The 24,766-nt window shown below is 57.8% G+C and carries 27 protein-coding genes; 6 read left to right on the forward strand and 21 right to left on the reverse strand.

Translation table 11 applies throughout. The features are described 5' to 3' along the window. Positions 1-2: 2 nt before the first annotated feature. The 12 genes from lpxA to ASD36_RS16320 form a co-directional block, all read right to left on the reverse strand. On the reverse strand, positions 3-821 hold the full coding sequence (gene lpxA / locus ASD36_RS16265; protein ID WP_060505222.1) for an acyl-ACP--UDP-N-acetylglucosamine O-acyltransferase: 819 nt from the start codon (positions 819-821) through the stop codon (positions 3-5). Further along, positions 818-1,285, reverse strand: a complete 468-nt coding sequence (gene fabZ / locus ASD36_RS16270) for a 3-hydroxyacyl-ACP dehydratase FabZ (protein WP_060505221.1) — start codon at positions 1,283-1,285, stop codon at positions 818-820. Before fabZ ends, lpxA begins: the two co-directional genes overlap by 4 nt. Then, positions 1,278-2,345, reverse strand: a complete 1,068-nt coding sequence (gene lpxD, locus ASD36_RS16275; RefSeq protein WP_060511078.1) for a UDP-3-O-(3-hydroxymyristoyl)glucosamine N-acyltransferase — start codon at positions 2,343-2,345, stop codon at positions 1,278-1,280. Before lpxD ends, fabZ begins: the two co-directional genes overlap by 8 nt. A gap of 48 nt (positions 2,346-2,393) precedes the next feature. Then, the gene (bamA, locus tag ASD36_RS16280; RefSeq protein WP_060505219.1) at positions 2,394-4,727 is read right to left on the reverse strand and encodes an outer membrane protein assembly factor BamA; all 2,334 of its coding nucleotides are present in this window, start codon (positions 4,725-4,727) and stop codon (positions 2,394-2,396) included. 247 nt (positions 4,728-4,974) lie between these two features. Next, entirely contained in the window at positions 4,975-6,108 is a 1,134-nt protein-coding gene (gene rseP, locus ASD36_RS16285) for an RIP metalloprotease RseP (protein WP_060505218.1), read from the reverse strand. A gap of 28 nt (positions 6,109-6,136) precedes the next feature. After that, the gene (locus ASD36_RS16290; protein WP_060505217.1) at positions 6,137-6,970 is read right to left on the reverse strand and encodes a phosphatidate cytidylyltransferase; all 834 of its coding nucleotides are present in this window, start codon (positions 6,968-6,970) and stop codon (positions 6,137-6,139) included. After that, positions 6,970-7,713 (reverse strand): isoprenyl transferase, encoded by a 744-nt coding sequence (locus ASD36_RS16295; protein WP_060505216.1) that lies wholly within the window; start codon positions 7,711-7,713, stop codon positions 6,970-6,972. The genes ASD36_RS16290 and ASD36_RS16295 overlap by 1 nt, the downstream gene beginning before the upstream one ends. Positions 7,714-7,750: 37 nt before the next feature. Continuing rightward, positions 7,751-8,311, reverse strand: coding sequence for a ribosome recycling factor (gene frr, locus ASD36_RS16300; protein WP_060505215.1), 561 nt, complete (start codon positions 8,309-8,311; stop codon positions 7,751-7,753). A gap of 51 nt (positions 8,312-8,362) precedes the next feature. Next, positions 8,363-9,085 carry a UMP kinase gene (gene pyrH, locus ASD36_RS16305; protein WP_060505214.1) on the reverse strand — a complete coding sequence of 241 codons (723 nt, stop codon included), beginning with the start codon at positions 9,083-9,085 and terminating at the stop codon, positions 8,363-8,365. 189 nt (positions 9,086-9,274) lie between these two features. Further along, a complete protein-coding gene (gene tsf, locus ASD36_RS16310; protein WP_060505622.1) occupies positions 9,275-10,201 on the reverse strand; it encodes a translation elongation factor Ts in 927 nt (308 codons plus the stop codon). A 256-nt stretch (positions 10,202-10,457) separates the two neighbouring features. Continuing rightward, entirely contained in the window at positions 10,458-11,225 is a 768-nt protein-coding gene (gene rpsB / locus ASD36_RS16315; RefSeq protein ID WP_037100951.1) for a 30S ribosomal protein S2, read from the reverse strand. Positions 11,226-11,419: 194 nt separating this feature from the next. After that, the gene (locus tag ASD36_RS16320; RefSeq protein ID WP_060505213.1) at positions 11,420-12,247 is read right to left on the reverse strand and encodes a cell envelope integrity EipB family protein; all 828 of its coding nucleotides are present in this window, start codon (positions 12,245-12,247) and stop codon (positions 11,420-11,422) included. A gap of 154 nt (positions 12,248-12,401) precedes the next feature. On the opposite strand from ASD36_RS16320, the gene ASD36_RS16325 reads away from it, so the two are divergent. From ASD36_RS16325 to ASD36_RS16340, 4 genes are read left to right on the forward strand one after another with little or no spacing between them, the layout of a single operon-like run. Then, the gene (locus ASD36_RS16325) at positions 12,402-12,869 is read left to right on the forward strand and encodes a RidA family protein (RefSeq protein WP_060505212.1); all 468 of its coding nucleotides are present in this window, start codon (positions 12,402-12,404) and stop codon (positions 12,867-12,869) included. 14 nt (positions 12,870-12,883) lie between these two features. After that, the gene (locus ASD36_RS16330) at positions 12,884-13,609 is read left to right on the forward strand and encodes a glycerophosphodiester phosphodiesterase (protein WP_060505211.1); all 726 of its coding nucleotides are present in this window, start codon (positions 12,884-12,886) and stop codon (positions 13,607-13,609) included. A gap of 3 nt (positions 13,610-13,612) precedes the next feature. Then, positions 13,613-14,806, forward strand: a complete 1,194-nt coding sequence (locus ASD36_RS16335) for a GNAT family N-acetyltransferase (protein ID WP_060505210.1) — start codon at positions 13,613-13,615, stop codon at positions 14,804-14,806. A gap of 24 nt (positions 14,807-14,830) precedes the next feature. Further along, a complete protein-coding gene (locus tag ASD36_RS16340) occupies positions 14,831-15,256 on the forward strand; it encodes an HIT family protein (RefSeq protein WP_060505621.1) in 426 nt (141 codons plus the stop codon). Between the two features lie 9 nt (positions 15,257-15,265). Here ASD36_RS16340 and ASD36_RS16345 read toward each other — a convergent pair whose 3' ends face one another. The 9 genes from ASD36_RS16345 to ASD36_RS16385 form a co-directional block, all read right to left on the reverse strand. Next, positions 15,266-16,195, reverse strand: coding sequence for a phosphatase PAP2 family protein (locus ASD36_RS16345; protein WP_060505209.1), 930 nt, complete (start codon positions 16,193-16,195; stop codon positions 15,266-15,268). Between the two features lie 81 nt (positions 16,196-16,276). Further along, positions 16,277-16,621 (reverse strand): AzlD domain-containing protein, encoded by a 345-nt coding sequence (locus tag ASD36_RS16350; RefSeq protein WP_060505208.1) that lies wholly within the window; start codon positions 16,619-16,621, stop codon positions 16,277-16,279. After that, complete coding sequence (locus ASD36_RS16355; RefSeq protein ID WP_060505207.1) at positions 16,608-17,354, reverse strand: AzlC family ABC transporter permease; 747 nt, start codon at positions 17,352-17,354, stop codon at positions 16,608-16,610. Before ASD36_RS16355 ends, ASD36_RS16350 begins: the two co-directional genes overlap by 14 nt. 80 nt (positions 17,355-17,434) lie before the next feature. Next, a complete protein-coding gene (clpA, locus tag ASD36_RS16360) occupies positions 17,435-19,954 on the reverse strand; it encodes an ATP-dependent Clp protease ATP-binding subunit ClpA (RefSeq protein ID WP_060511080.1) in 2,520 nt (839 codons plus the stop codon). A 9-nt stretch (positions 19,955-19,963) separates the two neighbouring features. Next, the gene (gene clpS, locus ASD36_RS16365; protein WP_060505205.1) at positions 19,964-20,317 is read right to left on the reverse strand and encodes an ATP-dependent Clp protease adapter ClpS; all 354 of its coding nucleotides are present in this window, start codon (positions 20,315-20,317) and stop codon (positions 19,964-19,966) included. Between the two features lie 249 nt (positions 20,318-20,566). Continuing rightward, the gene (locus ASD36_RS16370) at positions 20,567-20,920 is read right to left on the reverse strand and encodes a phasin family protein (protein ID WP_060505204.1); all 354 of its coding nucleotides are present in this window, start codon (positions 20,918-20,920) and stop codon (positions 20,567-20,569) included. Between the two features lie 239 nt (positions 20,921-21,159). Further along, positions 21,160-21,363, reverse strand: a complete 204-nt coding sequence (locus ASD36_RS16375) for a DUF3126 family protein (RefSeq protein ID WP_037100924.1) — start codon at positions 21,361-21,363, stop codon at positions 21,160-21,162. A gap of 97 nt (positions 21,364-21,460) precedes the next feature. After that, positions 21,461-22,288, reverse strand: coding sequence for a serine O-acetyltransferase (gene cysE / locus ASD36_RS16380; RefSeq protein ID WP_060505203.1), 828 nt, complete (start codon positions 22,286-22,288; stop codon positions 21,461-21,463). A gap of 102 nt (positions 22,289-22,390) precedes the next feature. Next, positions 22,391-23,176: an alpha/beta hydrolase gene (locus ASD36_RS16385; RefSeq protein ID WP_060505202.1), complete on the reverse strand. Its 786-nt coding sequence runs from the start codon at positions 23,174-23,176 to the stop codon at positions 22,391-22,393. Positions 23,177-23,340: 164 nt separating this feature from the next. Between ASD36_RS16385 and ASD36_RS16390 the strand changes: the two genes are divergently transcribed. Together ASD36_RS16390 and ASD36_RS16395 are read left to right on the forward strand one after the other, a co-directional pair. After that, a complete protein-coding gene (locus ASD36_RS16390) occupies positions 23,341-23,586 on the forward strand; it encodes a zinc-finger domain-containing protein (protein ID WP_018325189.1) in 246 nt (81 codons plus the stop codon). A gap of 18 nt (positions 23,587-23,604) precedes the next feature. Next, entirely contained in the window at positions 23,605-24,765 is a 1,161-nt protein-coding gene (locus ASD36_RS16395; RefSeq protein ID WP_060505201.1) for an FAD-dependent monooxygenase, read from the forward strand. Position 24,766 lies beyond the last annotated feature (1 nt).

Below are 24,766 nucleotides of genomic sequence, written 5' to 3' on the forward strand. Positions count from 1 at the left end.
CCTCAGCCCTTGCTGCCCCGTGTCGGAGACGACAGCGCCCGATCGCTCTCGGCTGCAATAAAATCGAGAATCTCAAGCGCCGGCGGGCAATCCGCATAGTCAGCGCGAATTGCAGCCGCATTGGCGCGAATCGATTCCGGGCCTTCGAAAATCTGCTTGTAGGCACGGCGCACGGCGTGAATGACCGGCTTCTCGATGCCGGAACGGCTCATACCGACAACATTCAGACCGCCAAGCAGGCCGGGATTGCCATTGAGCATGCCATAAGGAATGACATCGTAGGCAACGGCCGAAAGCCCGCCGATGAAGGCATGGCGGCCGATACGGGTAAACTGATGCACCGCCGAGCCGCCGCCGAGAATGGCGCGGTCACCGACAGTGACGTGCCCGGCGAGCATGACATTGTTGGACAGGATGATGTTGTTGCCGAGACGGCAATCGTGGGCAACGTGAGAATAGGCAAGGAACAGATTGTTGTCGCCAACGATGGTGGCGCCGCCATATTCGACGGTGCCGGTGTTCATTGTCACGCCTTCGCGAATGGTGCAATTCTCACCAATCAGCAATGTCGTATCGACGGCGCTGTGATGCACGCTCTGCGAATCGCCGCCGATCACCGCCGACGGGAAAATCTTAGAACCTTTGCCGACCGTCGTGCGCCCGAGAACGACGACGTGGCTGATCAGTTCGACATTCTCTGCGAGCGTCACCTTCGGGCCAACGTGACAGAACGGTCCGACAACAACATTGTCACCGATCACCGCTCCGTCTTCGATGACCGAGAGCGGATGAATCTTCGCAGTGGAGGCAATCATGTTCAGGCGTCTTCCTTGCTGATAATCATCGCGCCGATATCAGCTTCTGCGACAAGTTGCCCGTCAACTTTTGCATCACAATGAAATTTCCAGATATTGCCGCGCTGCTTCTGCTTGACGACATGGAACTCGACGCGGTCCCCCGGAATGACCGGCTTGCGGAAACGCGCGTTGTCGATGGTCATGAAATAGACGAGGTTGCTGCCCTCGCCATTCTTGCGTGCGCAGATCGCGCCGGCAGTTTGCGCCATACCTTCGATCAGCAGAACGCCCGGCATGATCGGCTGCTCCGGAAAATGCCCGGTAAAGTGCGGCTCGTTTGCGGTGACGTTCTTGATGCCGATCGCCGAATTGTCGCCATCAATCTCGATGATCTTGTCGACCAGCAGGAACGGATAACGGTGCGGAAGAAGCTTCAAGATTTCCTTGATGTCAGCCGTACCAAGAACGGTGGTTGCAGCTTCACTCATCTTTGCCTCCTGATTTTTTTTGCCTGTTGTGCGCCCGTGCCGTTATCTCTGCAATTTCACGCAGGAAATCACGCATCGGACGCGCTGGAATGCCACCATAGCGCTCTCCGGCCGGGACATCCGATGCGACACCGCTCATGGCGCCGATCTGAGCCCTGTCACCGATGGTGATATGTCCATTGATCGCGGCAGCGCCGCCGATCAAAACGCCGTCGCCAATGCGCGTGCTGCCAGCAATACCGACCTGTGCGGCGATGCCGCAATGACGGCCAACGCGAACATTGTGGCCGAGCTGGACGAGATTATCGATCTTGGTGCCCTCGCCGACCACCGTATCGTCCATCGCGCCACGGTCGATCGTCGTATTGGCGCCAATCTCAACCCTGTCTTGCAGGATGACGCGGCCAATCTGGACGATTTTGATCATGCCCCCCTTTGGTCCCGGCGCGTTGCCGAAACCGTCCTGGCCGATCCGGGCGCCGGGATGAATGATAACCTCGTTGCCGACAAGCGAATACATCACGCTTGCCCCAGCCGAAATCGTGCAGTCCCGGCCGATACGGACGCCTGGTCCGATAACGGCGCCGGCAGCGATCCGCGTGCCTGTGCCGATATGCGCACCAGCGCCAACGACGGCGGTCGCCTCGATATCGACATTGTCTTCGATCTGCGCAGTCGGATCGACAAAAGCAGCGGGAGATATTCCGCCCAGCCCCAACAGGTTCTGTTCAGGCCGCACGGCCTGCGGATGCAGAATTGCACCGGCAACCGCAAAAGCGGTGTGAGGGTGTCGTGTCAGGAGAACCGGAATATGCGGCGGGACAATTGCGGCTATCGTAGCATCGCAGATGATAGCGCCGGCTTTTGATGTTTCAAACTCGTCGCGAAAGCGTCGCTGCAGCATGTAGCAGACATCGGACTCACCGGCCCGATAGGTCGGCGCTACAGACCGGACAAACCGGTCGCCCAACTCGGGCGACTGTAGCACCGCACCGATCTGATCCGCCAGATCGCTCAGGCGGATCCCATCATGTGGTGGGAAGAACCAATTGTTTTCCATGGCCAACACTCCAGAACAGTTTTGGCAGGCAGTTCTGGACTGCAAGGATCAGAAGGACGACGAAATACCGAACTTGAGGTTCTGTACGCGGTCGAAATCTTCCTTGGCGATCGGGAACGCATAGTCGACGCGCAACGGACCAAAGGGCGATGCCCAGATCAGACCCAGACCGACAGATGCACGCAGCGAACTGTTGGTACCCTTGATCTGATCGTCAGCCGTCGTATCGACTTCGTTGCCATACAGTGTACCTGCATCTGCAAAGATTGCGCCGCGGAAACCGGCATCACGCGACACGAATGGCAGCGGGAACGTGGCTTCGGCAGAAGCTGTGAAGTAGGTCGTGCCGCCGATGGAGTCGCCGTACTTGCCGCTACGTGGGCCGATGCCGTTACGCTCGAAACCACGAATATCGTTCTGGCCCAACTGGAATTGGTCGAAGACTTCCATCTTGCCACCGGTGTTGAACACGTGGCCCGCGCTACCAGCAAGCGATGCGATGATATCGGCATCGTCGTTCACGGTATAGTACCACTTGGCCTTACCGGTCAGCTTGTAGAAATCGGAAGTACCACCAAGACCGGCATATTCCTGCGTTGCCGAAGCGAGAATGCCTTCGTGCGGCAAGTTCGCGTCATCAAGCGAATTATAGGTCAGCGTCTGCGAGATCGACGAACGTGTCCAAGGCGAGCCTCTGACCACACGGTCATACGGGCTCGACAGATCGGCTGTATCGCCGCTGTAGTCCATCTGCGTCAGGTTGTAACGGAATGTCGTCGATACACGCTCGGTGATCGGCGCCGTTACACGCAGGCTGAAGCCCTCGTCTTCATAGCTATAGTTGTCGTCATCATAGTCGTTTTCGTTCTTGAAGATATCGAAGCCAGCGGCCAAGCGATAACCAAGGAAATAGGGCTCGGTGAACGAAACGTTATAGGTACGGCTGTCTTCGCCACGGCCTGCAGCAAGACGGATGTACTGGCCACGGCCAAGGAAGTTCTTTTCCTCGATCGAAGCTTCCAGCAGGAAGCCGCCGCCGCTACCGGCCGAATAGCCGGCACCGATACCGAACGAACCGGTCGACTGGTCCTGCACATCAACGATGACGACGACGCGATCGGAAGCGCTACCAGGCTGGGTCGAGATATTGACGGTGGAGAAGTAACCAAGTGCATCCAGGCGGCGCTTGGCCGTCGTGATCATTTCCTGGTTGAACGCATCGCCTTCACTCATGTCGAATTCGCGACGGATAACGTAATCACGCGTGCGCGTGTTGCCACGGATTTCGATGCGCTCGATATAGGCGCGCTCGCCCTGGTCAACAAGATAGTCAACAGCGATCGTACGGTTGCCAAAATCGCGGTTACCACGTGGCGTTACGCGAGCAAACGGATAGCCCTGCGATGCAACGCGCTTGGAAATCGCGGAAATGCTGTCCTGAACGTCCTTTGCCTTGTAGATTTTCCCTTCCGAGGTCCGTACGAGCCCCTTCAGTTCTTCGGCATTGACGCCCTCAACGGTCGATTCAACATTAACCGTTCCGAAGTCGTAGCGCTCGCCTTCTTCGACAGTGATCGTTACCGTGTATTCGTTGGTGGCTTCATCCAGCACCGCATCCGAGGACACGACACGGAAATCGGCATAACCGCGGTTGTAATAGAACTGGCGCAGCAGCTCTTCGTCAGCGCGCAGCTTGTCGGCGTTATAAACGTCCTTGCGGTTCAGGAAGGAGAAGATTCCCGATTCCTTCGTCGAGATCACAGCCTCAAGACGGCCGTTGCTATAGGCATTGTTGCCGACAAAATTGATCGCAGTGATCTTGGTGCGATCGCCTTCATTGATAACAAAAGCCAGATTGACGCGGCCTTCCGCGATCGGAACCACCTGCGTTGTCACAGTCACATCTTCGCGGCCGATTCCAGCATAGGCATCCTTGATGGCCTGAATATCGGATTCGGCAGTCGCCTCGCTGTACGGACCGAGCGAACGCGTGCGAACGACCGCCTGCAGCTTGTCGTCCTTGATCTTGCGGTTACCGTTGAAGACAACCTGGTTGACCAGCTGGTTCTCGCTCACGGTGACGACGAGCGTGCCACCGGAGACATTGATGCTAACATCAGAGAAATAGCCTGTGGAATAAAGACGCTTTACGGAAGAATCGATGTCGCCATTGCTGAAGCTTTTGCCGGGAACGATCGTGATGTTTGCACGGACCGTCTCAGGGCTGACGCGGGTAGCGCCGCGCACTTCGACACGGTTGATCGTTGCAGCTTCAGCGACAGTCGCACTTGCAAGCGTTACGATGCCAGAGCCTGTTGCGACCATACTTGCAGACAGCGCAACCGCCGACACCGCGTTCAAAAATCTTGAACCAGCTTTCATAAATCTTACCTTCTTCCAAATGCCCCGCAGCGAACTCGTACCGACTCCGGTCAGGTTGCCGTTTTAACCGCTTTTCCTATACAAGCAAGCCAGCTCGTTAATTTCTGTTTACTTCAATTGAAACCGTGTCCTAACGGCCACTACACAATTGCTTTATCGTAAACAAACCCTTTCAACCAACCCGTTGAAGTCTAAACGAAGCCGGTTCACTCTCCTGCGCCTGCATGTCCGCCGCAGGCCTGTAATATCAGCCTAAAAGCGAACTTATGTCGTTCCATGTGGCAAACACCATCAGCATCAACACCATGGCAAAACCGATCCGGAAAGCGACATCCTGTGTACGCGGCCCCACCGGTTTGCCCCGAAGGGCCTCAACCGCATAAAACATCAGATGCCCGCCATCAAGTACGGGAACCGGCATTAGGTTAAGAAGTCCAATGGAAACTGACAGAACCGCCGCCAGCTGTAAAACGGCGGCGATACCGATCGTCGCCATCTGGCCGGAGGCCTGGGCAACCCGGATCGGACCACCCAGCTGATCCGCTTTCATACGGCCGGTCACGAGATTGGCAAGATAATTGAACGTACCGGTGACGATATGCCAGCTTTCGACGGCACCCTGCCCCACGGCCTCGAGCGGACCAAACGTTTCCAGACGGAAATTGCCGGTTTCCTGATTCGTCACGATACCGATAATGCCGAGTTCCATCTTGTTGCCGAACTGATCCGTGATTTCGGTGCGCTCAGGCACCATAGGCAGATCCAGCAATTCGCCCTTGCGCTTGATCTGGATGGTGATCGGCGTTTCCGGACGGATACTGACATACCGACGCACATCATCGAAGGTGGTGACGTGCGCACCGTCGATGGCCACAAGCAGATCGCCCGGCAATACACCTGCCTTGGCGGCGGCACTGTTTTCCTTGACCTCGGCAACGACCGGATCCGCAACCGGCTTGCCATAGACCGTAAACAGCACGGCGAAGATAGCGATCGCGAGGATGAAATTGGCAATAGGCCCGGCAGCCACCGTGGCCGCCCGCTTCCAGACCTTTGCGCCCAGGAAGGTCCGGTCACGATCCTCGGCCGAATATTGTTCAAGCCGGCTGTAATCAGGAACGCTCGCAGCATCCTCGTCGCCGAAGAATTTCACATAGCCACCGAGCGGGACGGCGCAGAACTTCCAGCGTGTTCCATGCTTGTCGGTATAACCGAACAATTCCGGGCCAAAGCCGACTGAAAAGGCGAGGATGCGGATGCCGGACCAGCGGCCGACGAGATAGTGTCCCATCTCATGCACGAAGACGAGCAGCGTCAGCACCAGCAGGAACGGCACGATGTAGCCGGCAATCAGTTGAAGCGTATCGGCCAGGTAAGCCATAAGGTCCTCGATCAGCTATGCGGGCGTTTTACGGCGCCAAAAGGATTGCCCCCAGGGGCACATTCTGTCCACCGGTGGACATGACTTGCACCAAAGCAATCAAAAGCGCGGCAAAACAGGCAAAAACAAGTCCATCGACGCGGTCCATAACGCCGCCATGCCCGGGAATGAGCTTGCTCGAATCCTTCACTCCGAACCGGCGCTTGATGTAGGATTCGAACAGATCGCCGATCTGGCTGGACACCGAGAGCGCCAGCGCCAGAAGCGGAATACGCACATCGTTCAGTGGAAAATAACTCATGAACACTGCGACGCCGGCGATTACCCCACAGATGGTACCGCCGATTGCGCCAGACCATGTTTTTCCGGGCGAGATGCGCGGTGCGAGCTTCGGCCCGCCGATCGCCCTGCCGGTGAAATAGGCTAGGATATCGGTTGCCCAGACCACGGCGAAGATGAAGATCATGGCGATCAGCCCGATATCGCTCTCGCCACGTATGGCCGAGAGCGAAATGCCCGTCAGGCCGGCATAGACGATACCACCCGGCAGCCACCAGGTGCCGCCCCGCAAAAACACCCAGAGGGCTGCGACGGCCGCAAACCCGGCCAGCACGAGCAGAGTGACATGAGCGCCATCAAACAGAATGAGCCCGGAAATCACCGCCTGTGACAACCAGCCGAAAGCGTTGCCCTGGAAATCACGTTCGGCAAGCCGGGTGATCGTCGACCATTCATAATAGACAAGCACTGCAATCGCCACGGCGAGAAGCTCGAACACGGTTCCACCGGCCCAGGTCGCACCGAGGGTGACTATGGCAAGAATGATACCGGAGATGATGCGCAGTCGCAGTTCGCTCTGCATCAGGAACCAACCGCAAGCGTCGGCTGCGACAGACCACCAAACCGGCGCTCCCGTCCGGCATAGGTTTTCAGCGCATTGAGGAAGACTTCGCGGTTGAAGTCTGGCCAAAGCTCGGGAACAAACAACAATTCGGAATAGGCGGCCTGCCAGAGCAGGAAATTGGACAGCCGCTCCTCGCCACTGGTACGCAGGACAAGATCAGGGTCAGGAATGCCGGCCGTATCGAGCTTGCTGGCTATGCGCTCCGGCGTGATCTGATCGGCCGTCAATCGCCCCTGGGCGACATCAACCGCCAAAGCCTGCACGGCGCGGGTCATTTCATCGCGGGAGCCGTAGTTGAAGGCGATAACCAGTGTGATACCCGTATTGTTGCGCGTCGTATCCTCTGCCTCCAGAAGCAGAGGCAGGATATCGCCGCGGAGATTGTTCCTGTCGCCGATCACCCGGATGCGAACATTCTGCTTATGCAGGTCCGCCAGGTCGCGCCGGATGAAGGCTTTGAGCAGCCCCATCAAATCGGAGACTTCCGCCTCAGGCCTGCTCCAGTTTTCCGATGAAAAAGCAAAGAGCGTCAGGTAACGGATGCCGGCCTCGCCCGCAGTACGAACGGCCTCACGCACCGATTCAACGCCCTTGCGATGCCCCATCGTTCGCGGCAGCCCGCGCGAATTGGCCCAGCGTCCGTTGCCATCCATGATGATGGCAACGTGCGTGGGAACATTTCTAAGCAATGGGTTTGACATCGGTGACCCGAAAAACAGAGACTCGGAAAAAGACAGACTAGACCTGCATGATTTCCTTTTCCTTATCGCCGAGCAAGCGGTCGATGTCGGAAATCATCTCATCTGTCATTTTCTGGACCTTTTCGGACTGGCTGCGGCTGACATCCTGACCGATATCGCCATCCTTTTCGGCTTTTTTCAGACTATCCATACCATCGCGGCGCACGTTGCGCACGGCGACCTTGGCTTTTTCGCTATAGTCATGCGCAACCTTTACCAGCGACTTGCGGCGCTCTTCGTTCAGTTCCGGCAGCGGAATGCGCAGGTTCTGGCCATCAACGATCGGGTTGAGGCCGAGATTCGATTCCCGGATGGCGCGATCGACAGCATTGACCATCGACTTGTCCCAGATGGAAACACCGAGCATACGGGCTTCCGGAACCGTAATATTGGCAACCTGGTTCAGCGGCACGCGTGAACCATAGGCTTCCACCATGACCGGATCGAGCACGTTGGCCGATGCGCGTCCCGTGCGCAGCGATGCGATATCGCTCTTGAACGCGGTGATGGCGCCATCCATGCGGCGCTTCAGGTCACTCAGGTCAATACCTTCACTCATGGATCAAACTCCCGTTTTATCGCGACAGTCTTACGACCGCCCTTTAACTGCTCAATTGTCTGTAACGATGGTCGCCCGGCCGCCGCCGGTCAAGATTTCCGCAAACCCGCCCTTCTCGTGGATCGAGAAGACGATGATCGGGATGCTGTTTTCGCGCGCCAGCGCCACGGCTGCAACGTCCATGACCGCGAGCCCCTTTTGCAGGACTTCGCTGTGTGTCAGGCGATCGAAGCGGGTGGCCGTCGGATCCTTCTTCGGATCGGCGGTGTAAATGCCGTCAACCTGCGTGCCCTTGAAGATCGCTTCTGCACCCATTTCCGCAGCGCGCAGTGCGGCTGCCGAATCGGTGGTGAAGAAGGGATTGCCGGTGCCGCCTGCAAAGATCACCACACGTCCCTGAGACAGGTGAAACAGCGTGGCGCGCTGCGAGAAGCTTTCACAGATTTCCGGCATGGCGATAGCCGATAGAACAACAGTATCGACGTCGAGTTTGCGCAGGGAGGTCGCCAGCGCCAGCGCGTTGATGATGGTCGCCAGCATGCCCATGTGATCGCCGGTCACCCGATCGCCGCCCTTGGAGGCAACCGCAACACCGCGAAAGATGTTCCCGCCGCCGACGACGACCCCGACTTCGACGCCCATGGCGCGAGCTTCGGCAATGTCGGAGGCAATCCGGTCAGCGACCGCGACATCAATCCCGAACCCCTGGTTGCCCATCAGCGCTTCGCCCGAGGCCTTCAACAGCACACGTTTGTAGAGAGGTTCGGCCGGCATCGTCACTCCTGTCCAAGAAGGCACATATGCAAGATATGTGCTTAAACTGATCTGTTCATCCCTGCGCGGCCGATATCATCCGGATATTCCCCGAAGGAGCCTGCGCCAATGTGATGATGATGCCGGATACACGAAGGGCACCGCGTTGTCACGCGATGCCCTTTTGTTTTCCCAATCAGGATGAAGAAATCAGCCCTTGGCGACAGCCGCAACTTCGGCTGCGAAGTCGGATTCTTCCTTTTCGACGCCTTCGCCGAGAAGCAGGCGGGCCATGCCGACAACTTCGATCGGGGCACCAACGGTCTTTTCAGCTTCCTTGACGGCAGCTTCGACGGTCAGGTCGGGGTTCATGACGAAAGCCTGCGACAGAAGTGCGACTTCTTCGAAGAACTTGCGCATGCGACCTTCGACCATCTTTTCGATGATCGCTTCCGGCTTGCCGGATTCGCGGGCCTGCTCGATGAAGATGTTGCGTTCGCGTTCTGCAACAGAAGCGTCAACTTCCGTCGAACGGATGGCCAGTGGGTTGGTCGCTGCAATGTGCATGGCAACCTGGCGACCGATGGCGTTCAGGGCATCCTTGTCGCCGGTCGACTTCAGCGCGACGAGAACGCCGAGCTTGCCGAGGCCGTCAGCAACGGAATTGTGGATGTAGGTGGCAACAACACCGTCTTCGACCGACAGCAGGGCCGAACGGCGCAGAGCCATGTTCTCGCCGATCGTTGCGATCGCGTCGGTGATGCTCTCAGCGACCGACTTGCCGGTTGCCGGATAGGTCGTTGCGCTGATGGTTTCGACGGTACCGTCCGTGCCGACTGCAACAGCTGCAACGCCACGAACCAGATCCTGGAAGGCATCGTTACGAGCAACGAAGTCGGTTTCGGAGTTCAGCTCGATAACAACAGCCTTGGTGCCGCTGCTGGCGATGCCGACGAGGCCTTCAGCTGCTGCGCGGCCCGACTTCTTGTCGGCCTTGGCGATGCCCTTGGCGCGCAGCCAGTCGATCGCGGCTTCCATGTCGCCATTGGTTTCGCCGAGGGCCTTCTTGCAATCCATCATGCCTGCGCCGGTCTTTTCGCGCAGTTCCTTCACCATTGCTGCAGTAATAGTGCTCATCTTTTTTGCCTCTTCGTTTTGTTCGGCTGGTGCGCTGCCAGAAAGCCGGCGCGATACCAGGAGGATGTGGCAGGGCATGACCCCTGAATGTGACATCGTGATGAAAGGGTCCATCACGGTGGTAGGCATCGTGACAACCAGTGCCTCATGGGCCGGTTCGATGCAAAAGAACAAGGCCGTTCACTTTTTCAGTCGTAAACGGCCTCGTCCTGATCTTGTCTAAAGGAGCGGCGGTGTTATCCGCCGTCCCGCCTTATCAGGCTTCAGCGGCTTCTTCGAGAGCCGGCTCAAGCGGCAGATCGGAAGAGGCGCCGAGGTCGCGGCCCGACGAGCTCTGCTGACGGGCGATGCCGTCGAGGGCTGCACGCGAGATCAGATCGCAATAGAGCGAGATCGCACGCGAAGCGTCGTCGTTGCCGGGGATCGGGAAGTCGATACGGTCCGGGTCGCAGTTCGAATCGATGATCGCAACAACCGGGATGCCGAGACGCTTTGCTTCGTCGATAGCAATCGATTCCTTGTTGGTGTCGATGATGAACATCAGGTCCGGAACGCCGCCCATATCGCGGATACCGCCCAGTGCGCGGTTCAGCTTTTCGCGTTCGCGCTCAAGGTTCAGGCGTTCCTTCTTGGAATAGCCCGAGCCTTCCGAAGCGAGGATTTCGTCGAGCTTGCGCAGGCGCTGGATCGAGTTCGAAATCGTCTTCCAGTTGGTCATCATGCCGCCGAGCCAGCGGGCATTGACGTAGTACTGGGCCGAACGCTTGGCAGCGTCGGCGATGATTTCGGATGCCTGGCGCTTGGTGCCGACGAACAGAACGCGGCCACCCTTGGCAACCGTGTCGCTGACAACCTGCAGCGCGCGCGACAGCAACGGAACGGTCTGTGCGAGGTCGATGATGTGAACGTTCGAACGATCGCCGAAGATGTACGGCTTCATTTTCGGGTTCCAGCGGTGAGTCTGGTGACCGAAGTGAACGCCAGCTTCCAGAAGCTGACGCATGCTAAAATCAGGCAATGCCATGCCTTTTCTCCTTTTCCGGTTGAACCTCCGCAAGGCAAACAGCACTTTCTTCGAAAGCGCCACCGGGTGGAACTGCCCGGATTTCTCCCGGACGGTCCCAAACCTTACGTGTGGAATGCGGTGCCCTTACCCCTTGGCGCCCGATAAATCAAGGGCAAACGAAGAAAATAGCAGCAGCGGGCGGCCGTTCTGACCTACTTGCACTTTTCCTGCTTGAAGATTTCCAGATCGGCGAGCTTGCCCGACAGGACGAAATCGCCGTAATCCATGGTCAGGTCACGGGTGATACCGTTTTCATAGAGTTTGAACTCCATGCGGTAGATCGGCAGCGCGTCACCGGTCGCGTTGTCGTTGAAATAGGAAATGGTCACCGGCCAATAGGGCTTTCCCGCCACGGCCACTGCCTTATCAGCGTCGGCATCACCAGCCGTTGCCTTCTGCGGCTTGCCGATCATGGTGGTGGTGATCAGCGTCTTGTCGCCAGCATCGGAGCCGTCGAAGATACGCGATTCAAACAGCGTCTCGCCCTTCTTTGCCCGGTCGATGACATCGAGCATGTGCTCAGTCGGAAACAGGCCCTGGGCAAGATCGACCTTACGCTTGTCGGGCGAGGTCAGGTCGACGGTCAGCCCTTGCTTGGCCTCATGGGCAGAGCCGCGCACTTCCTTGTCGAGCTTCTCGTCGGTGAACGAGCGCGTCAAGAAGCGGAAGTTTCCGTTTTTCAGGTCCTCGTAAGTGGTCGTCTGCTGGTCCGTCAGCTTGACCTCTTCACCCGTATCCACCTTGGTGACAAACCGGAAACTGACGGTATAGCCCTCGCAGGCCGAGCCATTGAATTCATAGACCATGCGGCCGTACATTCCGGAAATTCCGGAGCGCTCCGATGCGTCCTTGAGTTCCAGATCGTAGACAGCGCGGTGAGGCACCAGGATGTTGGCTGACGCAGCGGAAGCGCCGCCGACCGTCATACCCGATAAACACGCCCATGCCAGGATGGCAGAGGCAAAGCTTGAACGAAACATCCGTTTCCTCCTGTTGGATTCGCTGCCGATGCTATAAGAACACATCAGGCAAAAGCGAGGCATCAATGTTCAAGATGCAGTATTTTACCACTTCATGAAACATGCTGTGCATGCAGCATTTGACGGCAAAACACAACAATGACCGGAGTTATCCATGTCTGCAGAGATTGAAGCACGCATCAAGGAACTGGGAATCACATTGCCGCAGGCGGCAGCACCCGCCGCCAACTATGTTCCCTTCGTCATCAGTGGATCGCACCTTTATATCTCCGGCCAGCTACCGATGGAAAATGATAAGGTCGCGATCACCGGTCACCTCGGCGACGACGTCGATGTTGCCACCGGCCAGCGCGCTGCCGAACTCTGTGCCATCAATATTCTTGCTCAAGCAAAAGCAGCCTTGGGCGGCGATCTCTCGCGCATTCGCCGCATCGTCAAGCTCAACGGTTTCATCGCCTCCAAGCCGACCTTCATCGAGCAGCACCTGGTCATGAATGGCGCCTCTAACCTGATCGCCAAGGTTCTGGGCGACGCCGGTATCCACGCGCGCGCCGCTGTCGGCATGGCCTCCCTGCCCTTCAACGCCGCCGTCGAAATCGACGCCGTGATCGAAATCGCCTGAGCGGAAGAGTATTCATGAAAGACCTGTCCTGGCTGACGGCGCAACCGGTCGCTCATCGCGGCTATCACGACATGAACCACGCCATCTGGGAAAACACGCTTTCAGCGTTTTCCCGCGCAGCGGAAAATGGCTTCGCCATCGAATGCGACCTGCAATACACCGCCGACAGCGTGCCGGTGGTTTTCCACGATGACGACATGCAGCGACTGTGCGGCATCAAGGGCGACATCCGGGAAAAGACCGCCGGCGAACTGGGCCTGATCGCCATCGGCGGCACGACCGACAAGATCCCGACACTCGGGCAGCTTCTGAGACTGGTCAAGGGCCGGGTTCCGATCGTGCTTGAGCTGAAGGGACGCCTCGGCGACGACGAAGGTTTTGTTGATGCGGTGCTGGAGGCTCTTGAAAGCTACGAGGGACCCATTGCCCTGATGAGCTTCGATCATTGGCTGCTCAAGGACCTCAAGGCGCAGGACCCGCCCTACCCGATCGGCCTGACGGCGGGTGGCAACCAGTCGGAGCAATTCCTCGTTCACGAGGAAGCGATGCAGCTCGGGCTTGATTTCATTTCCTATTTCTATGGGGATTTGCCAAACTCGTTCATCACCAAGCAACGTTCGCTTGGCCGTGCGATTTTGACTTGGACCGTGCGCGATCAGGCGGGCGTCGATCACACCTACAGCCACGCCGACCAGATGACATTCGAAGGGTTTGACCCGCGTGAAAGGCTTACCGCTTAAAGAATGACCGGCGACGTTAAAATCCGTGTCGAGACGTCCTTTCAGGATATTTCGAAGGAAAGCTGGGACGGACTGTCAGGGGCCGCCAAGGGGCAATACGGCGGCCTCTACAATCCGTTCATTTCGCATGCCTATCTGTCTTCGCTTGAGGAATCAGGCTCAGCGACGGCCGATACCGGTTGGCTCGGCCAGCATCTGCTGATGGAAGATGGCAAAGGCAGGTTTTCCGGCGCATTGATCTGCTACCTGAAAAACCATAGCCAGGGCGAATATGTTTTCGATCACGGCTGGGCCGACGCCTTGGAACGGGCGGGCGGGCGCTATTATCCAAAACTGCAATGCTCGGTTCCGTTCACTCCCGCCACCGGACCGCGGCTGCTGACCGCTGTGACAGCCGATCCCGCCCGTGTTCGTGTTTCACTCGCGGCCGGTCTTCAGGAACTCGCCCGCCGTCACAATGTGTCCTCTGCGCATGTGACGTTCCTGCCGGAAGACGAAATTCCCACATTCGAACAGGCCGGGTTCCTGCACCGGACCGACCAGCAGTTTCATTTCCTCAATGCGGGCTATTCATCCCACAACGACTTTCTCGAAACGCTGGCATCGCGCAAACGCAAGGCACTGAAGAAGGAACGCCGCTCGGCGCTTGAAGGCGGCATCAGCATCGACTGGCTGACTGGCAAGGACTTGACCGAAAACGTCTGGGATCAGTTTTTTGCCTTTTATATGGACACTGGCAGCCGCAAATGGGGCCGGCCCTATCTGACGCGCAAATTCTATTCGCTGATCAGTGAACGCATGGCTGACGACATCCTGCTTGTCATGGCCAAGCGCAACGGCAAGTACATCGCCGGCGCCATCAATTTCATCGGCAGCGATGCGCTTTATGGCCGTCACTGGGGCGCCATGGAAGATCATCCCTTCCTGCATTTCGAGGTCTGCTACCATCAGGCCATCGATTTCGCCATCGCCAAGGGATTGAAGCGCGTCGAAGCCGGTGCCCAGGGCGAGCACAAGCTGGCACGCGGCTATCTGCCGGCAACCACCCATTCGGCGCATTTCATCGCCCATCCCGGATTGAAGCGCGCCGTTGCCGATTACCTTGAACGCGAACGGCAGGAGGTGGAGCAGATGAGCGATATCCTGGCCGAACACAGTCCGTTCCGCAAAGGCGAACGGCAAGAGACCGACGACTGATTGAGTTTTTGAGGAGAAATGCAGATGCCCAACGCCGCCTATGACACCAACAACATCTTCGCCAAAATCCTGCGTGGCGAAATTCCGGCCCACAAGGTTTATGAGGATGCCAATGTCCTTGCCTTCATGGATGTCATGCCACAGGCACAGGGCCATGTCCTGGTCGTCCCGAAGGCCGCTTCGCGCAACATTCTCGATGCCGATCCGGCAACGCTTGGCGCTCTCATCGCGACCGTCCAGAAAGTGGCGATAGCCGCAGAGGAAGCCTTCGAAGCGGACGGCGTGACGATCATGCAGTTCAACGAAGCGCCGGCTGGACAATCGGTCTTCCACCTGCACTTCCATGTCATCCCCCGCCACGAGGGCGTGCCGTTGCGGCCGCATTCCGGCAAGATGGAAGATGGGGCCGTGCTTGCGGCGAATGCCGAGAAAATCAGGGACGCCCTCTGACGGCAGCGCTCAGACGGTCTGCGGCTCACTAATCTTGTGATAGGCGTTGCTTAACCTACGCATTGTCATACCTGACAGCGCGTAGGCCATCGCAAACACGCCGACGCCGCCGATCATATCGATCAGATGATGGCCGCCTTGCACGAGAATGGCCACCGCCATGAAAGCGTTAAGGCAGAAGATCACCGGCATTAAAATCAGATGACGCGGCACGAAACAGACGGACATGCATGCCATGACGGTATGAAATGATGGAAAACCGATCAAACCAAGGACGTTCTTCGGAGAGAGATAATCTACCCCATCACGGCTCAAGGCCAGCAACGCATCACCATAGGCCGGAGTGACAGCGATTGGGAATGCCTCCAGCACCGACTGTGGCAGAACATGAAAGCTCTTGGCACCAAAATTGGGAAACAGCGCCCAGATCACGATCGCCAAAAGCGCACCGATGACCCCGGTCAACAAAAAGCGATGCAACGCCTGCGCCTGCCCCATGAAGCCCAAAACCAGGATAATGACCAAAAGCTGTGGCAGGGACGTGAAATAGACCTGATACAGGAAAGTCCCGAACCAGGGGTAATGCGATATCCAGGTCAGCAATGACGGCCAGTGGTATCCCATTGCCGCATCGACCTGCATCAGAAAATCATCGATGGGCGCGAAGGTATTGGGAAGGAACATATAATTGAAAACCGAGCCGATGATGGTGAACAGCACAAACAGTCCGGCTGCGACCAGAGCCAGTGCCAGGCGGCCTTCATTCCGAACGACGCGATAATATTGTCCCGCCGCAACCAGAAACAGTCCAATCCCAATCACGCTGACATAGCCAACAATATCGACGGGTATGTTCTTGAAATAGAGCAAGACGGCATCCAATGCAGCCAGCACCAAAATAATTCGGACGACGAACCATTCTCCCGGCAAAAAACGCACCTGCTGCTCCCTGTGAAATCAGGCAACACATACGCCATGGGATTTAAGATTCGCCTAAGCCGATTGTCGTGAGAACCCTTATCAGAACCCGAGCGCATAGAGCCCGATGGCCAGCACAGCGATGGCCGTGGCGATGCCAACGGCCGGTTTTTGGCGGCCAATAAAGAAAGCAGTTACACCGGCAGCTATCGATCCAAGCCTGAGCCAGAGCGGCGAATGCTCGAGGACTCCGGTCGGATAGAGAATGAGTTTGGCGATGACGGCCGCCACCAAGGCCGTTGCGACCGCCCTCACCCAATTGAGGACTTCGGAATCGTCCCGTAGCCGGTTGCCGGCGAGAACGCCGAGCCAGCGCCAGAGGTCGGTCGCCAACCATCCGGCAATTGCGATAAACACATAGGGCCACCAGCCTTCAAACACTGCCATGCCGGCCCTCCCCGCGCTTGCGCCATTGGCGCTCGGTCAGCCAAGCCAATGTTCCGCCACCAACGCCCGCCAGTAGGATATCGAACTCGGGCGCCAGCCAGTAGAAGAACGGCCCGGCCACAAGACCGCTGATCAAGGCCAAATAGATCACCGGATGACGGGCGGAACTCCAGATTGATGCCAAGAAATAGACCGGCGTCAGGAAAAACAGGCAACCGGCGACAATCGGCGGAAACTCCGTGACGTACTGATAAACTGCGGCCACCAGAAGCATATTGGCTACAACAAGCGTGATGCCGAAGCCCGCGAAGAACGTAACCCGATGTTCGCGGGGCACTGTTCGCACGCGCTCCATCGCAAACACCCAGGCGGTGATCGCCACGAAATGCGACAGGAACAGCAGGAGCCAGGTGGGGGTTTTTCCAGTGCGGATTTCAGGAACAAGCGCCGCGACCATCGGCATCAGACGGATAGAGGACAACGTAACGGCGATAAAGGCGGCGAGCAGATTGGCGCCGCTCAGCATCGAACTGACGAGGATGACCTTGGCTGGCAGCGCCCAGACGGCACCGACCATGAACACGGTCTGCTCGACAGGAATACCGGCCTGGGCAGTAAACGCACAGAAGCCGACGAAGGACAGCATCAACATCAGTGCTGGCAGGCTGAAAATGCCCCGCATGCCAGCCAAGAACCATGTCCGCCCGGAGCCGATCGCCTGGCCGTCATCCATCAAAACATCCGCCTGTTCGCCGCCACAAAAAAACGGTGCCGGACGATCAGGTCCGGCACCGTATCTCAATCTGGAATGCGTTATTTCTTGCGCGGCACCTTCGGAACCGTGCTGCCCTTGCGCGGCGGCTCGGCTGCCTTGGCGCTCACCGCTTCGTCAGCCTTGGCGGCTTTCGCTGCCTTCTTCGGCTTGGGAGACGCATCCGGTTCAGCGCCAACGCTTTCCAGCTCCTTTGGCTTTGCAGTCTTTGGCGCCTTCTTAACCGGGGTAACAACCTCAGCCTTCGGCTTGATCCGTGCCGTCTCCGGCACATAATCGAGCAGCAGGCCCTTGGCGCCATCCGGCTTGATGCCGACCCTCACCTTGACGACGCCACCCTTCTTCAGCTTGCCGAAGAGGATTTCATCGGCCAGCGGCTTCTTGATGTGTTCCTGGATGACGCGCGCCAGCGGCCGCGCACCCATCTTTTCATCATAGCCCTTGTCCGACAGCCAGGCGATGGCTTCCGGCTGCAGGTCGAAGGTGACGTTGCGTTCGGCCAGCTGGGTTTCCAGCTGCATGACGAACTTCTGCACCACCTGGTGGATCACCAGTGTCGGCAGCGAAGCAAACGGAATGACCGCATCGAGACGGTTGCGGAATTCCGGCGTGAACAGCCGGTTCAGCGCCTCCACATCGTCGCCTTCGCGCTTGGCAGAGCCGAAGCCGAATGCAGCCTTTGCCATTTCGGACGCACCCGCATTGGTCGTCATGATCAGGATGACGTTGCGGAAGTCGATCTTTTTGCCGTTATGGTCGGTCAGCGAGCCGTGATCCATGACCTGCAACAGAATGTTGAACAGATCCGGATGCGCCTTCTCGATTTCGTCGAGCAGCAGAACCGAATGCGGGTGCTGATCGATGCTGTCGGTCAGAAGGCCGCCCTGGTCGAAGCCGACATAGCCGGGAGGTGCCCCAAGCAGACGCGAGACCGTGTGGCGCTCCATATATTCCGACATGTCGAAACGGATGAGCTCCACACCCAGCGACGCCGCCAGCTGCTTTGCGACTTCGGTCTTGCCGACGCCGGTCGGGCCGGAGAAGACATAGGAGCCGATCGGCTTGTTCGGTTCACGCAGACCCGCACGAGCGAGCTTGATCGCCGATGCCAGCGCCTCGATTGCCAGATCCTGGCCATAGACGACCGACCGCAGTTCCTTTTCCAGATTGGCGAGAACAGCCTCGTCATCCTTAGAAACGGATTTCGGTGGAATGCGGGCCATCGTTGCGATCGTCGCTTCGATTTCCTTTTCCGTGATCAGCTTGCGCCGCTTGCTGACGGGCAGCAGCATCTGGGCCGCACCGGTCTCGTCGATCACGTCGATCGCTTTGTCCGGCAGCTTGCGGTCATTGATGTAGCGGGCCGAGAGCTCAACAGCCGACTTGATCGCCTCGTTCGAGTATTTCAGCTTGTGATAATCCTCGAAATACGGCTTCAGGCCCTTCATGATTTCGATGGCATCGTCGATCGTCGGTTCGCTGACGTCGATCTTCTGGAACCGGCGCACGAGCGCACGGTCCTTTTCGAAGAACTGACGGTATTCCTTGTAGGTGGTCGAACCGATGCAGCGGATCGCGCCCGAAGACAAAGCCGGCTTCAAAAGGTTGGACGCATCCATGGCGCCGCCGGACGTTGCCCCCGCACCGATGACGGTGTGGATCTCGTCGATGAACAGCACGGCGCCCGGATATTCCTCGAGTTCCTTGACCACCTGCTTCAAGCGCTCTTCGAAGTCACCGCGATAGCGGGTACCAGCGAGCAGCGTGCCCATATCGAGCGAGAAGATCGTCGCGTCCTGCAACGCTTCGGGAACCTTCTTTTCGACGATGCGCTTGGCCAGACCTTCGGCGATCGCCGTCTTGCCGACGCCGGGATCGCCCACGTATAGCGGATTGTTCTTGGAACGGCGGCACAGGATCTGGATCGTCCGGTTGACCTCGGCGTGACGGCCGATCAGCGGATCGATCTTGCCGACCTTGGCCTTCTCGTTGAGATTGACGCAATAGGCCGTCAGCGCATCCTGCGGCTTCTTCGGGCCGTTTTCGTCCTGTTCGCGCGATGCCTTCTGTTCGGATTCCGGCTCGTCGGCGCCACGCGGAGGACGCGCCTCGGATGCGCCAGGACGCTTGCCGATACCGTGCGAGATGAAATTGACGGCGTCGTAACGCGTCATTTCCTGCTCCTGCAGGAAATATGCGGCATGGCTCTCGCGTTCGGCAAAGATAGCGACAAGCACATTGGCGCCTGTTACTTCCTCGCGCCCCGATGACTGGACATGGATGACCGCACGCTGGATGACGCGCTGGAAACCCGCTGTCGGCTTGGAATCCTCATCATACCCCGTCACCAGGTTGCCGAGTTCATTATCGACATAGTCGGAAACTGTCTTGCGCAGGGCGTCGAGATTGACGTTGCACGCGCCCATGACAGCCGCCGCATCAGCATCGTCGATCAATGCCAACAGGAGGTGCTCCAGGGTCGCATATTCGTGATGGCGCTCATTGGCCAGCGTCAGGGCCTGGTGCAGGGCTTTTTCAAGGCTTGTTGAAAATGTTGGCACGTCAGTTCCTCATTTCTTTTCCATGACGCATTGCAGCGGATGCTGATGCTCGCGGGCAAAATCCATCACCTGCGTCACTTTGGTTTCGGCAACTTCGTAGGTGAAAACACCACACTCACCCACGCCGTGATTGTGAACATGCAGCATGATCAGAGTTGCCGCTTCGCGATCCTTCTGAAAAAAACGCTCCAGAATGTGGATCACGAATTCCATCGGCGTATAGTCGTCGTTCAAAAGCAGGACACGATATAGGCTCGGCTTCTTGGTCTTCGGCTGTGTCCGGGTAATGACGGACGTGCCACGGCCGGCTTTGCCCCCATCCCCGTCGCTGTCTGTTTGCATCCGGACCGGCATGGCGATCATTCTACTTCATTCCCTTGTCCAGCCGCAAATGCTTGGGAGGAATTTGCGGCCTGTTCGTGACACATAATCTAGTGGTTCTTTTTCAGATTTTAAGGCTGTTCGTCTGCACTGCAATCACATTTGCGTCGTCAAGCACAAGATTGATCAACTTTCTTCAGGCCGCCTATCGCCAATCTGCCAGATAGACAACAAAAAACCGGCTGCGGAGGGCGCAGCCGGTTGTTCATCATTTAAGGTATTGAATTTGAGTTAAGCGGCGACCGCAGTCTTGGCAGCTGCCGTTGCCTTGGCAACCGGCGCTTCGTAGGGCTTGTAGGCGTCCTTGGCCAGATCAGCGTACATTTCACCGATCTTGGTGGCTTCGGCGACGTAGCCTTCATAAGCGGTCTTCACGTAGCTCGTCTGCAGCTCGAAAGCGGCTTCGACGCTCTTGACGGTGCTGATCTTCTCGATGTGGGAAACGCTGTCTTCAAAGGCCTTCTTGGAGTAGTCGGCAGCCTCGGTGGCAATCGCCTGAAAAGCCTTCGTCAGCGACGCATAGCTCTTCAACAACGTATCCAAGTTCTCTTTGCTTTTCTTATTTGCATCTTCGAAATTGAACATCAGGCTGCTCCTTTTGTGACGCTCGCAATGGCAATATTTTATGTGCACTGCACAATAAAGTCAATGTATGCGTGCGCCGCAATAAAATCCTTTCATTGCAACAGCTTGATGAAAAATCGCGAAATATCGCGAAATCACGCCAATTCTTCGCAAAAAATAATCAAAAAGTATGATTTTAACAAAAAACCCGGCCTGAGGGTCAGGACCGGGTCGAGTTCAATTGCAACGATAGAGTGCAATCAGAGATCGATATCGAGGATCGCCATCGAGAAGTTGTAGGACAGTTCGCCGTCTTCCTCGTCCCGGAAGATCACGCCCAGAAATTCGTCACCCAGATAAACCTCGGCGGATTCGTCCTTCTTCGGACGCGGCTTGATGACCATGCCTTCATTGAAGGTACGCTTGAAATAGGCTTCGAGTTTTTTGACTTCTTCGGGCTTCAAGTCACTTCTCCATGACGGTTTTGATTTGCGCCGCTTCTGGCACAGAGATTCAATCGGTGTAAACCCCTGGCTGGCAGCCAAGCGGCAAATCGCCGGTTCAAATCTCGAAGGAAACCAGCAACTGATCCATTGAACGGGACGGTTCCGAGCAACCGGCTTCACCGACGACACGCGCCGGAACGCCGGCAACCGTGGTCTTGGAGGGAACCTCCTTGAGCACGACGGAACCCGCGGCAACCCTGGAGCAATTGCCGATGTGGATATTGCCGAGAATTTTTGCGCCAGCGCCGATCAGCACGCCATTGCCGATCTTTGGATGGCGGTCGCTGCCCTCTTTGCCGGTACCGCCGAGCGTCACACCGTGTAGAATGGAGACGTTGTCGCCGATAACGGCAGTTTCGCCGACCACAAGCCCGGTGGCGTGATCAAGGAAGATGCCCTTGCCAATCCGCGCCGCAGGGTTGATGTCGGTTTGGAAGACGGACGAAGAACGGCTCTGGAGATAGAGCGCGAAATCCCGGCGCCCACGATTCATCAGCCAATGGGCCAGACGGTGGGTCTGGATGGCATGGAAGCCCTTGAAATAGAGGATGGCTTCCAGAAACCGCGTGCAGGCCGGATCCCGATCATAAACGGCCTGGATATCGACCCGCAGGATGGTGCCCCATTCCGGCCAGTCCTCAAGCATCTCGGAAAACGTCTGGCGCAGGAGATTGGCTTGCAGATCGGGATGGTCGAGCCGCTCGCAGATCCGGTAGATGACACTGTCTTCCAGCGAACGCTGGTTAATGATGGTGGAATAGAGAAAAGCCGCAAGCAGCGGATCCTGCTGGGCAGCAAGCCGCGCCTCTTCCTGCAGACTATCCCAGATCGGGTCCATGATCTTCACGGTTTCGGTCGGGCGTATGTCAGTCCTGGCGACCATCGCCACTCTCCTTCGTAGTCCGTCTGTCCATCAGGTATAGGCCAAATCGCATTGGATATAAATGGCCGCGCGTAAATAGACGCTCAAAACGCTGGGCGGGCGTTACGCTTGCCCGACCTTTGCCCAAAACTCAAGCGCGGCCTTCTTGAAGACCCTGTCGCCCACGGCAAGCATATGATCGCGGCCCGGAATATCCAGCGCAATGGCATCGGGAATGAGAGCGGCCAGCTCCTGCGGCGAGCCGGCAATGTCATCCTTGGTCCCGACGGCGATCAGAACCGGCACATCGATGCGCCCCATATCCTCGACGGAGAGCAGGTCGCGCGATGTCGAAATACAGGCGGCGAGCGCCTTGCGATCGCTTTTCGTCTGGTCGGCAAAGGCGCGAAACATCCGGCCACGTTCATGGGTGACCACATCGAGAGAAGACGCATTCAGCGCATCGGCGATCGGATCCCAATCACCGACGCCGGTCACCATGCCGATACCCAAACCACCGAGAACAAGGGACCGCACGCGGTTCGGATGCGCCAGCGTCAGGAACGTCGAGATGCGGGCGCCCATCGAATAGCCCATCACATGGGCCTCGGCGATGCCGAGATGATCGAGCAGCGCCACGGCATCGCCCGCCATCGCTGGCGGGTGGTAGACCGCCGGATCGTGCGGCTTGTCGCTGGCACCATGGCCACGATTGTCGAGCGCGATGACCCGGTATCCGGCATCGCCCAGCGTCTTCAGCCAACCCGGATAGACCCAGTTCACATTGGCGCCGGAGGCAAATCCATGGATCAGCAAGATCGGATCGCCGGATGGATCGCCCTCATCGAAATAGGCGATAGACAGACCATCATGGGTGAAGGTCGAAAAGGCGGGCGGGTTCAGATCCATGGCATGCGTCCTGTTTTGAGCGAACCTATGACAGCGGCAGCGCCGGGAAAACCCCGGCACACCAAAAAACCCGCAGGCGCGGCATCTTTGCCGCTACACTTTTGACGCAAAGCTTTCTATGGTGCGGCCAAATTCGACTATTCTTCTATACGACGGAGCATGACATGGCCGGGCACGGTATTCCCCACTTTCAAAACGATGGCGGCCACGCGGTCATCGAGATCGGCGTCAAGGAATTCATGTGCACGGGTGCGTCTGTGCCCTTCGATCATCCGCACATCTATATCGACATGGGCGACGACAACGAAAAAGTCTGCTCCTACTGCTCGACGCTGTATCGCTACAACGCCAAGCTCCATGCGGACCAGACGGTCCCGGACGGCTGCACGTTCAATGCAAAGGCGGCCTGAGCGGCAAACGCTCCCCGCATGAACAGCCACCAGCCCGTCGTGATTGCCGGCGCCGGCATAGCCGGTCTGACGGCTGCCCTCAGTCTTGCCCACAGGGGCATTGCCTCTGAGATCTTCGAACGGACGGCCGTCCTCAGCGAGGCGGGCGCCGGGCTGCAGCTATCTCCCAATGCAACGCGAATCCTGACGAAGCTCGGGCTTCTTCCGCAAATGGAAAAGGTGTGGAGCGAACCGCAGGCAATCACCCTCGTCAGCGGTGTATCGCTGCGGACGATCGCTTCCGTCCCATCCGGCCAGTTCGCGCGCAATCGCTGGAAATCGCCTTATGGCGTTCTACACAGGGCCGACCTGCAGCAGGCGTTGCTTGACGCGGTAACGGCTAATCCCCTGTGCACCCTTCATCTCGGCACGGCAATCGACGATACCGCGCAACACGGAATCGCACGGATGACAGGCATCCAACCGCGCCTTGTGGTTGGAGCAGATGGCGTCTGGTCAAAAGTCAGGAAAACCTTAGAAGGAACTGGAAAGGCAGTCTTTTCCGGAAATGTCGCCTGGCGTTTTACGCTCGGTGAGGCCGAGGCGCCGGCATTTTTCGACGCGACCAAAGTCACCGCATTTCTCGGCATCGGCTCGCATCTTGTCGTTTATCCCTTGCAGCGCGCGCGCAGTTTCAACGTGGTGGCGATTACCAGCGGCACCAATCCCGGAGAAACATGGGACAGCACCCTGCCCCCAGAAACAAGCCGGCAGCGGTTGCTGGGAGCCTTTTCCGGCTGGCACCCTCAGATTGCCGATTTGTTGCGGCACGCGGTCGAGCCGGTCATCTGGCCACTCTACGAAGTGACTGCCGGTGCCTGGTATCGCGGCGACGAGGTTGCCCTGATCGGTGACGCAGCCCATGCGATGATGCCGTTTGCCGCGCAGGGCGCCGCGATGGCGATCGAGGATGCCTTCGAGCTTGCATCATTCGTGGCCGGCGGAAAGCCACTTGCCGCCTTTGCCGACCACCGCAAAAGCCGCGTGGCACGTGTCCGCTCCCGCGGCGCCTTCAACCGTTTTGCCTATCACGCCCGCGGCCCCATACGGCTCGGGCGTGATCTTGTCCTGTCGTTGCGGCGGCCGGAAAGTCTGGCCGCCGATTTCGACTGGCTCTATGGATACGAGCCAAAAGACTGAC

The sequence above is a fragment of the Rhizobium sp. Root1334 genome (genome assembly GCF_001426665.1).
GTDB lineage: Bacteria > Pseudomonadota > Alphaproteobacteria > Rhizobiales > Rhizobiaceae > Pararhizobium.

What these genes read in the sequence shown, in the direction of transcription:
- fabZ (WP_060505221.1), bottom strand. Translation starts at nt 1,285, where the DNA reads ATGAGTGAAGCTGCAACCACCGTTCTTGGTACGGCTGACATCAAGGAA.
- lpxD (WP_060511078.1), bottom strand. Translation starts at nt 2,345, where the DNA reads ATGGAAAACAATTGGTTCTTCCCACCACATGATGGGATCCGCCTGAGC.
- bamA (WP_060505219.1), bottom strand. Translation starts at nt 4,727, where the DNA reads ATGAAAGCTGGTTCAAGATTTTTGAACGCGGTGTCGGCGGTTGCGCTG.
- rseP (WP_060505218.1), bottom strand. Translation starts at nt 6,108, where the DNA reads ATGGCTTACCTGGCCGATACGCTTCAACTGATTGCCGGCTACATCGTG.
- ASD36_RS16290 (WP_060505217.1), bottom strand. Translation starts at nt 6,970, where the DNA reads ATGCAGAGCGAACTGCGACTGCGCATCATCTCCGGTATCATTCTTGCC.
- ASD36_RS16295 (WP_060505216.1), bottom strand. Translation starts at nt 7,713, where the DNA reads ATGTCAAACCCATTGCTTAGAAATGTTCCCACGCACGTTGCCATCATC.
- frr (WP_060505215.1), bottom strand. Translation starts at nt 8,311, where the DNA reads ATGAGTGAAGGTATTGACCTGAGTGACCTGAAGCGCCGCATGGATGGC.
- pyrH (WP_060505214.1), bottom strand. Translation starts at nt 9,085, where the DNA reads ATGCCGGCCGAACCTCTCTACAAACGTGTGCTGTTGAAGGCCTCGGGC.
- tsf (WP_060505622.1), bottom strand. Translation starts at nt 10,201, where the DNA reads ATGAGCACTATTACTGCAGCAATGGTGAAGGAACTGCGCGAAAAGACC.
- rpsB (WP_037100951.1), bottom strand. Translation starts at nt 11,225, where the DNA reads ATGGCATTGCCTGATTTTAGCATGCGTCAGCTTCTGGAAGCTGGCGTT.
- ASD36_RS16320 (WP_060505213.1), bottom strand. Translation starts at nt 12,247, where the DNA reads ATGTTTCGTTCAAGCTTTGCCTCTGCCATCCTGGCATGGGCGTGTTTA.
- ASD36_RS16325 (WP_060505212.1), top strand. Translation starts at nt 12,402, where the DNA reads ATGTCTGCAGAGATTGAAGCACGCATCAAGGAACTGGGAATCACATTG.
- ASD36_RS16330 (WP_060505211.1), top strand. Translation starts at nt 12,884, where the DNA reads ATGAAAGACCTGTCCTGGCTGACGGCGCAACCGGTCGCTCATCGCGGC.
- ASD36_RS16335 (WP_060505210.1), top strand. Translation starts at nt 13,613, where the DNA reads ATGACCGGCGACGTTAAAATCCGTGTCGAGACGTCCTTTCAGGATATT.
- ASD36_RS16340 (WP_060505621.1), top strand. Translation starts at nt 14,831, where the DNA reads ATGCCCAACGCCGCCTATGACACCAACAACATCTTCGCCAAAATCCTG.
- ASD36_RS16350 (WP_060505208.1), bottom strand. Translation starts at nt 16,621, where the DNA reads ATGGCAGTGTTTGAAGGCTGGTGGCCCTATGTGTTTATCGCAATTGCC.
- ASD36_RS16355 (WP_060505207.1), bottom strand. Translation starts at nt 17,354, where the DNA reads ATGGATGACGGCCAGGCGATCGGCTCCGGGCGGACATGGTTCTTGGCT.
- clpS (WP_060505205.1), bottom strand. Translation starts at nt 20,317, where the DNA reads ATGATCGCCATGCCGGTCCGGATGCAAACAGACAGCGACGGGGATGGG.
- ASD36_RS16370 (WP_060505204.1), bottom strand. Translation starts at nt 20,920, where the DNA reads ATGTTCAATTTCGAAGATGCAAATAAGAAAAGCAAAGAGAACTTGGAT.
- cysE (WP_060505203.1), bottom strand. Translation starts at nt 22,288, where the DNA reads ATGGTCGCCAGGACTGACATACGCCCGACCGAAACCGTGAAGATCATG.
- ASD36_RS16385 (WP_060505202.1), bottom strand. Translation starts at nt 23,176, where the DNA reads ATGGATCTGAACCCGCCCGCCTTTTCGACCTTCACCCATGATGGTCTG.
- ASD36_RS16390 (WP_018325189.1), top strand. Translation starts at nt 23,341, where the DNA reads ATGGCCGGGCACGGTATTCCCCACTTTCAAAACGATGGCGGCCACGCG.
- ASD36_RS16395 (WP_060505201.1), top strand. Translation starts at nt 23,605, where the DNA reads ATGAACAGCCACCAGCCCGTCGTGATTGCCGGCGCCGGCATAGCCGGT.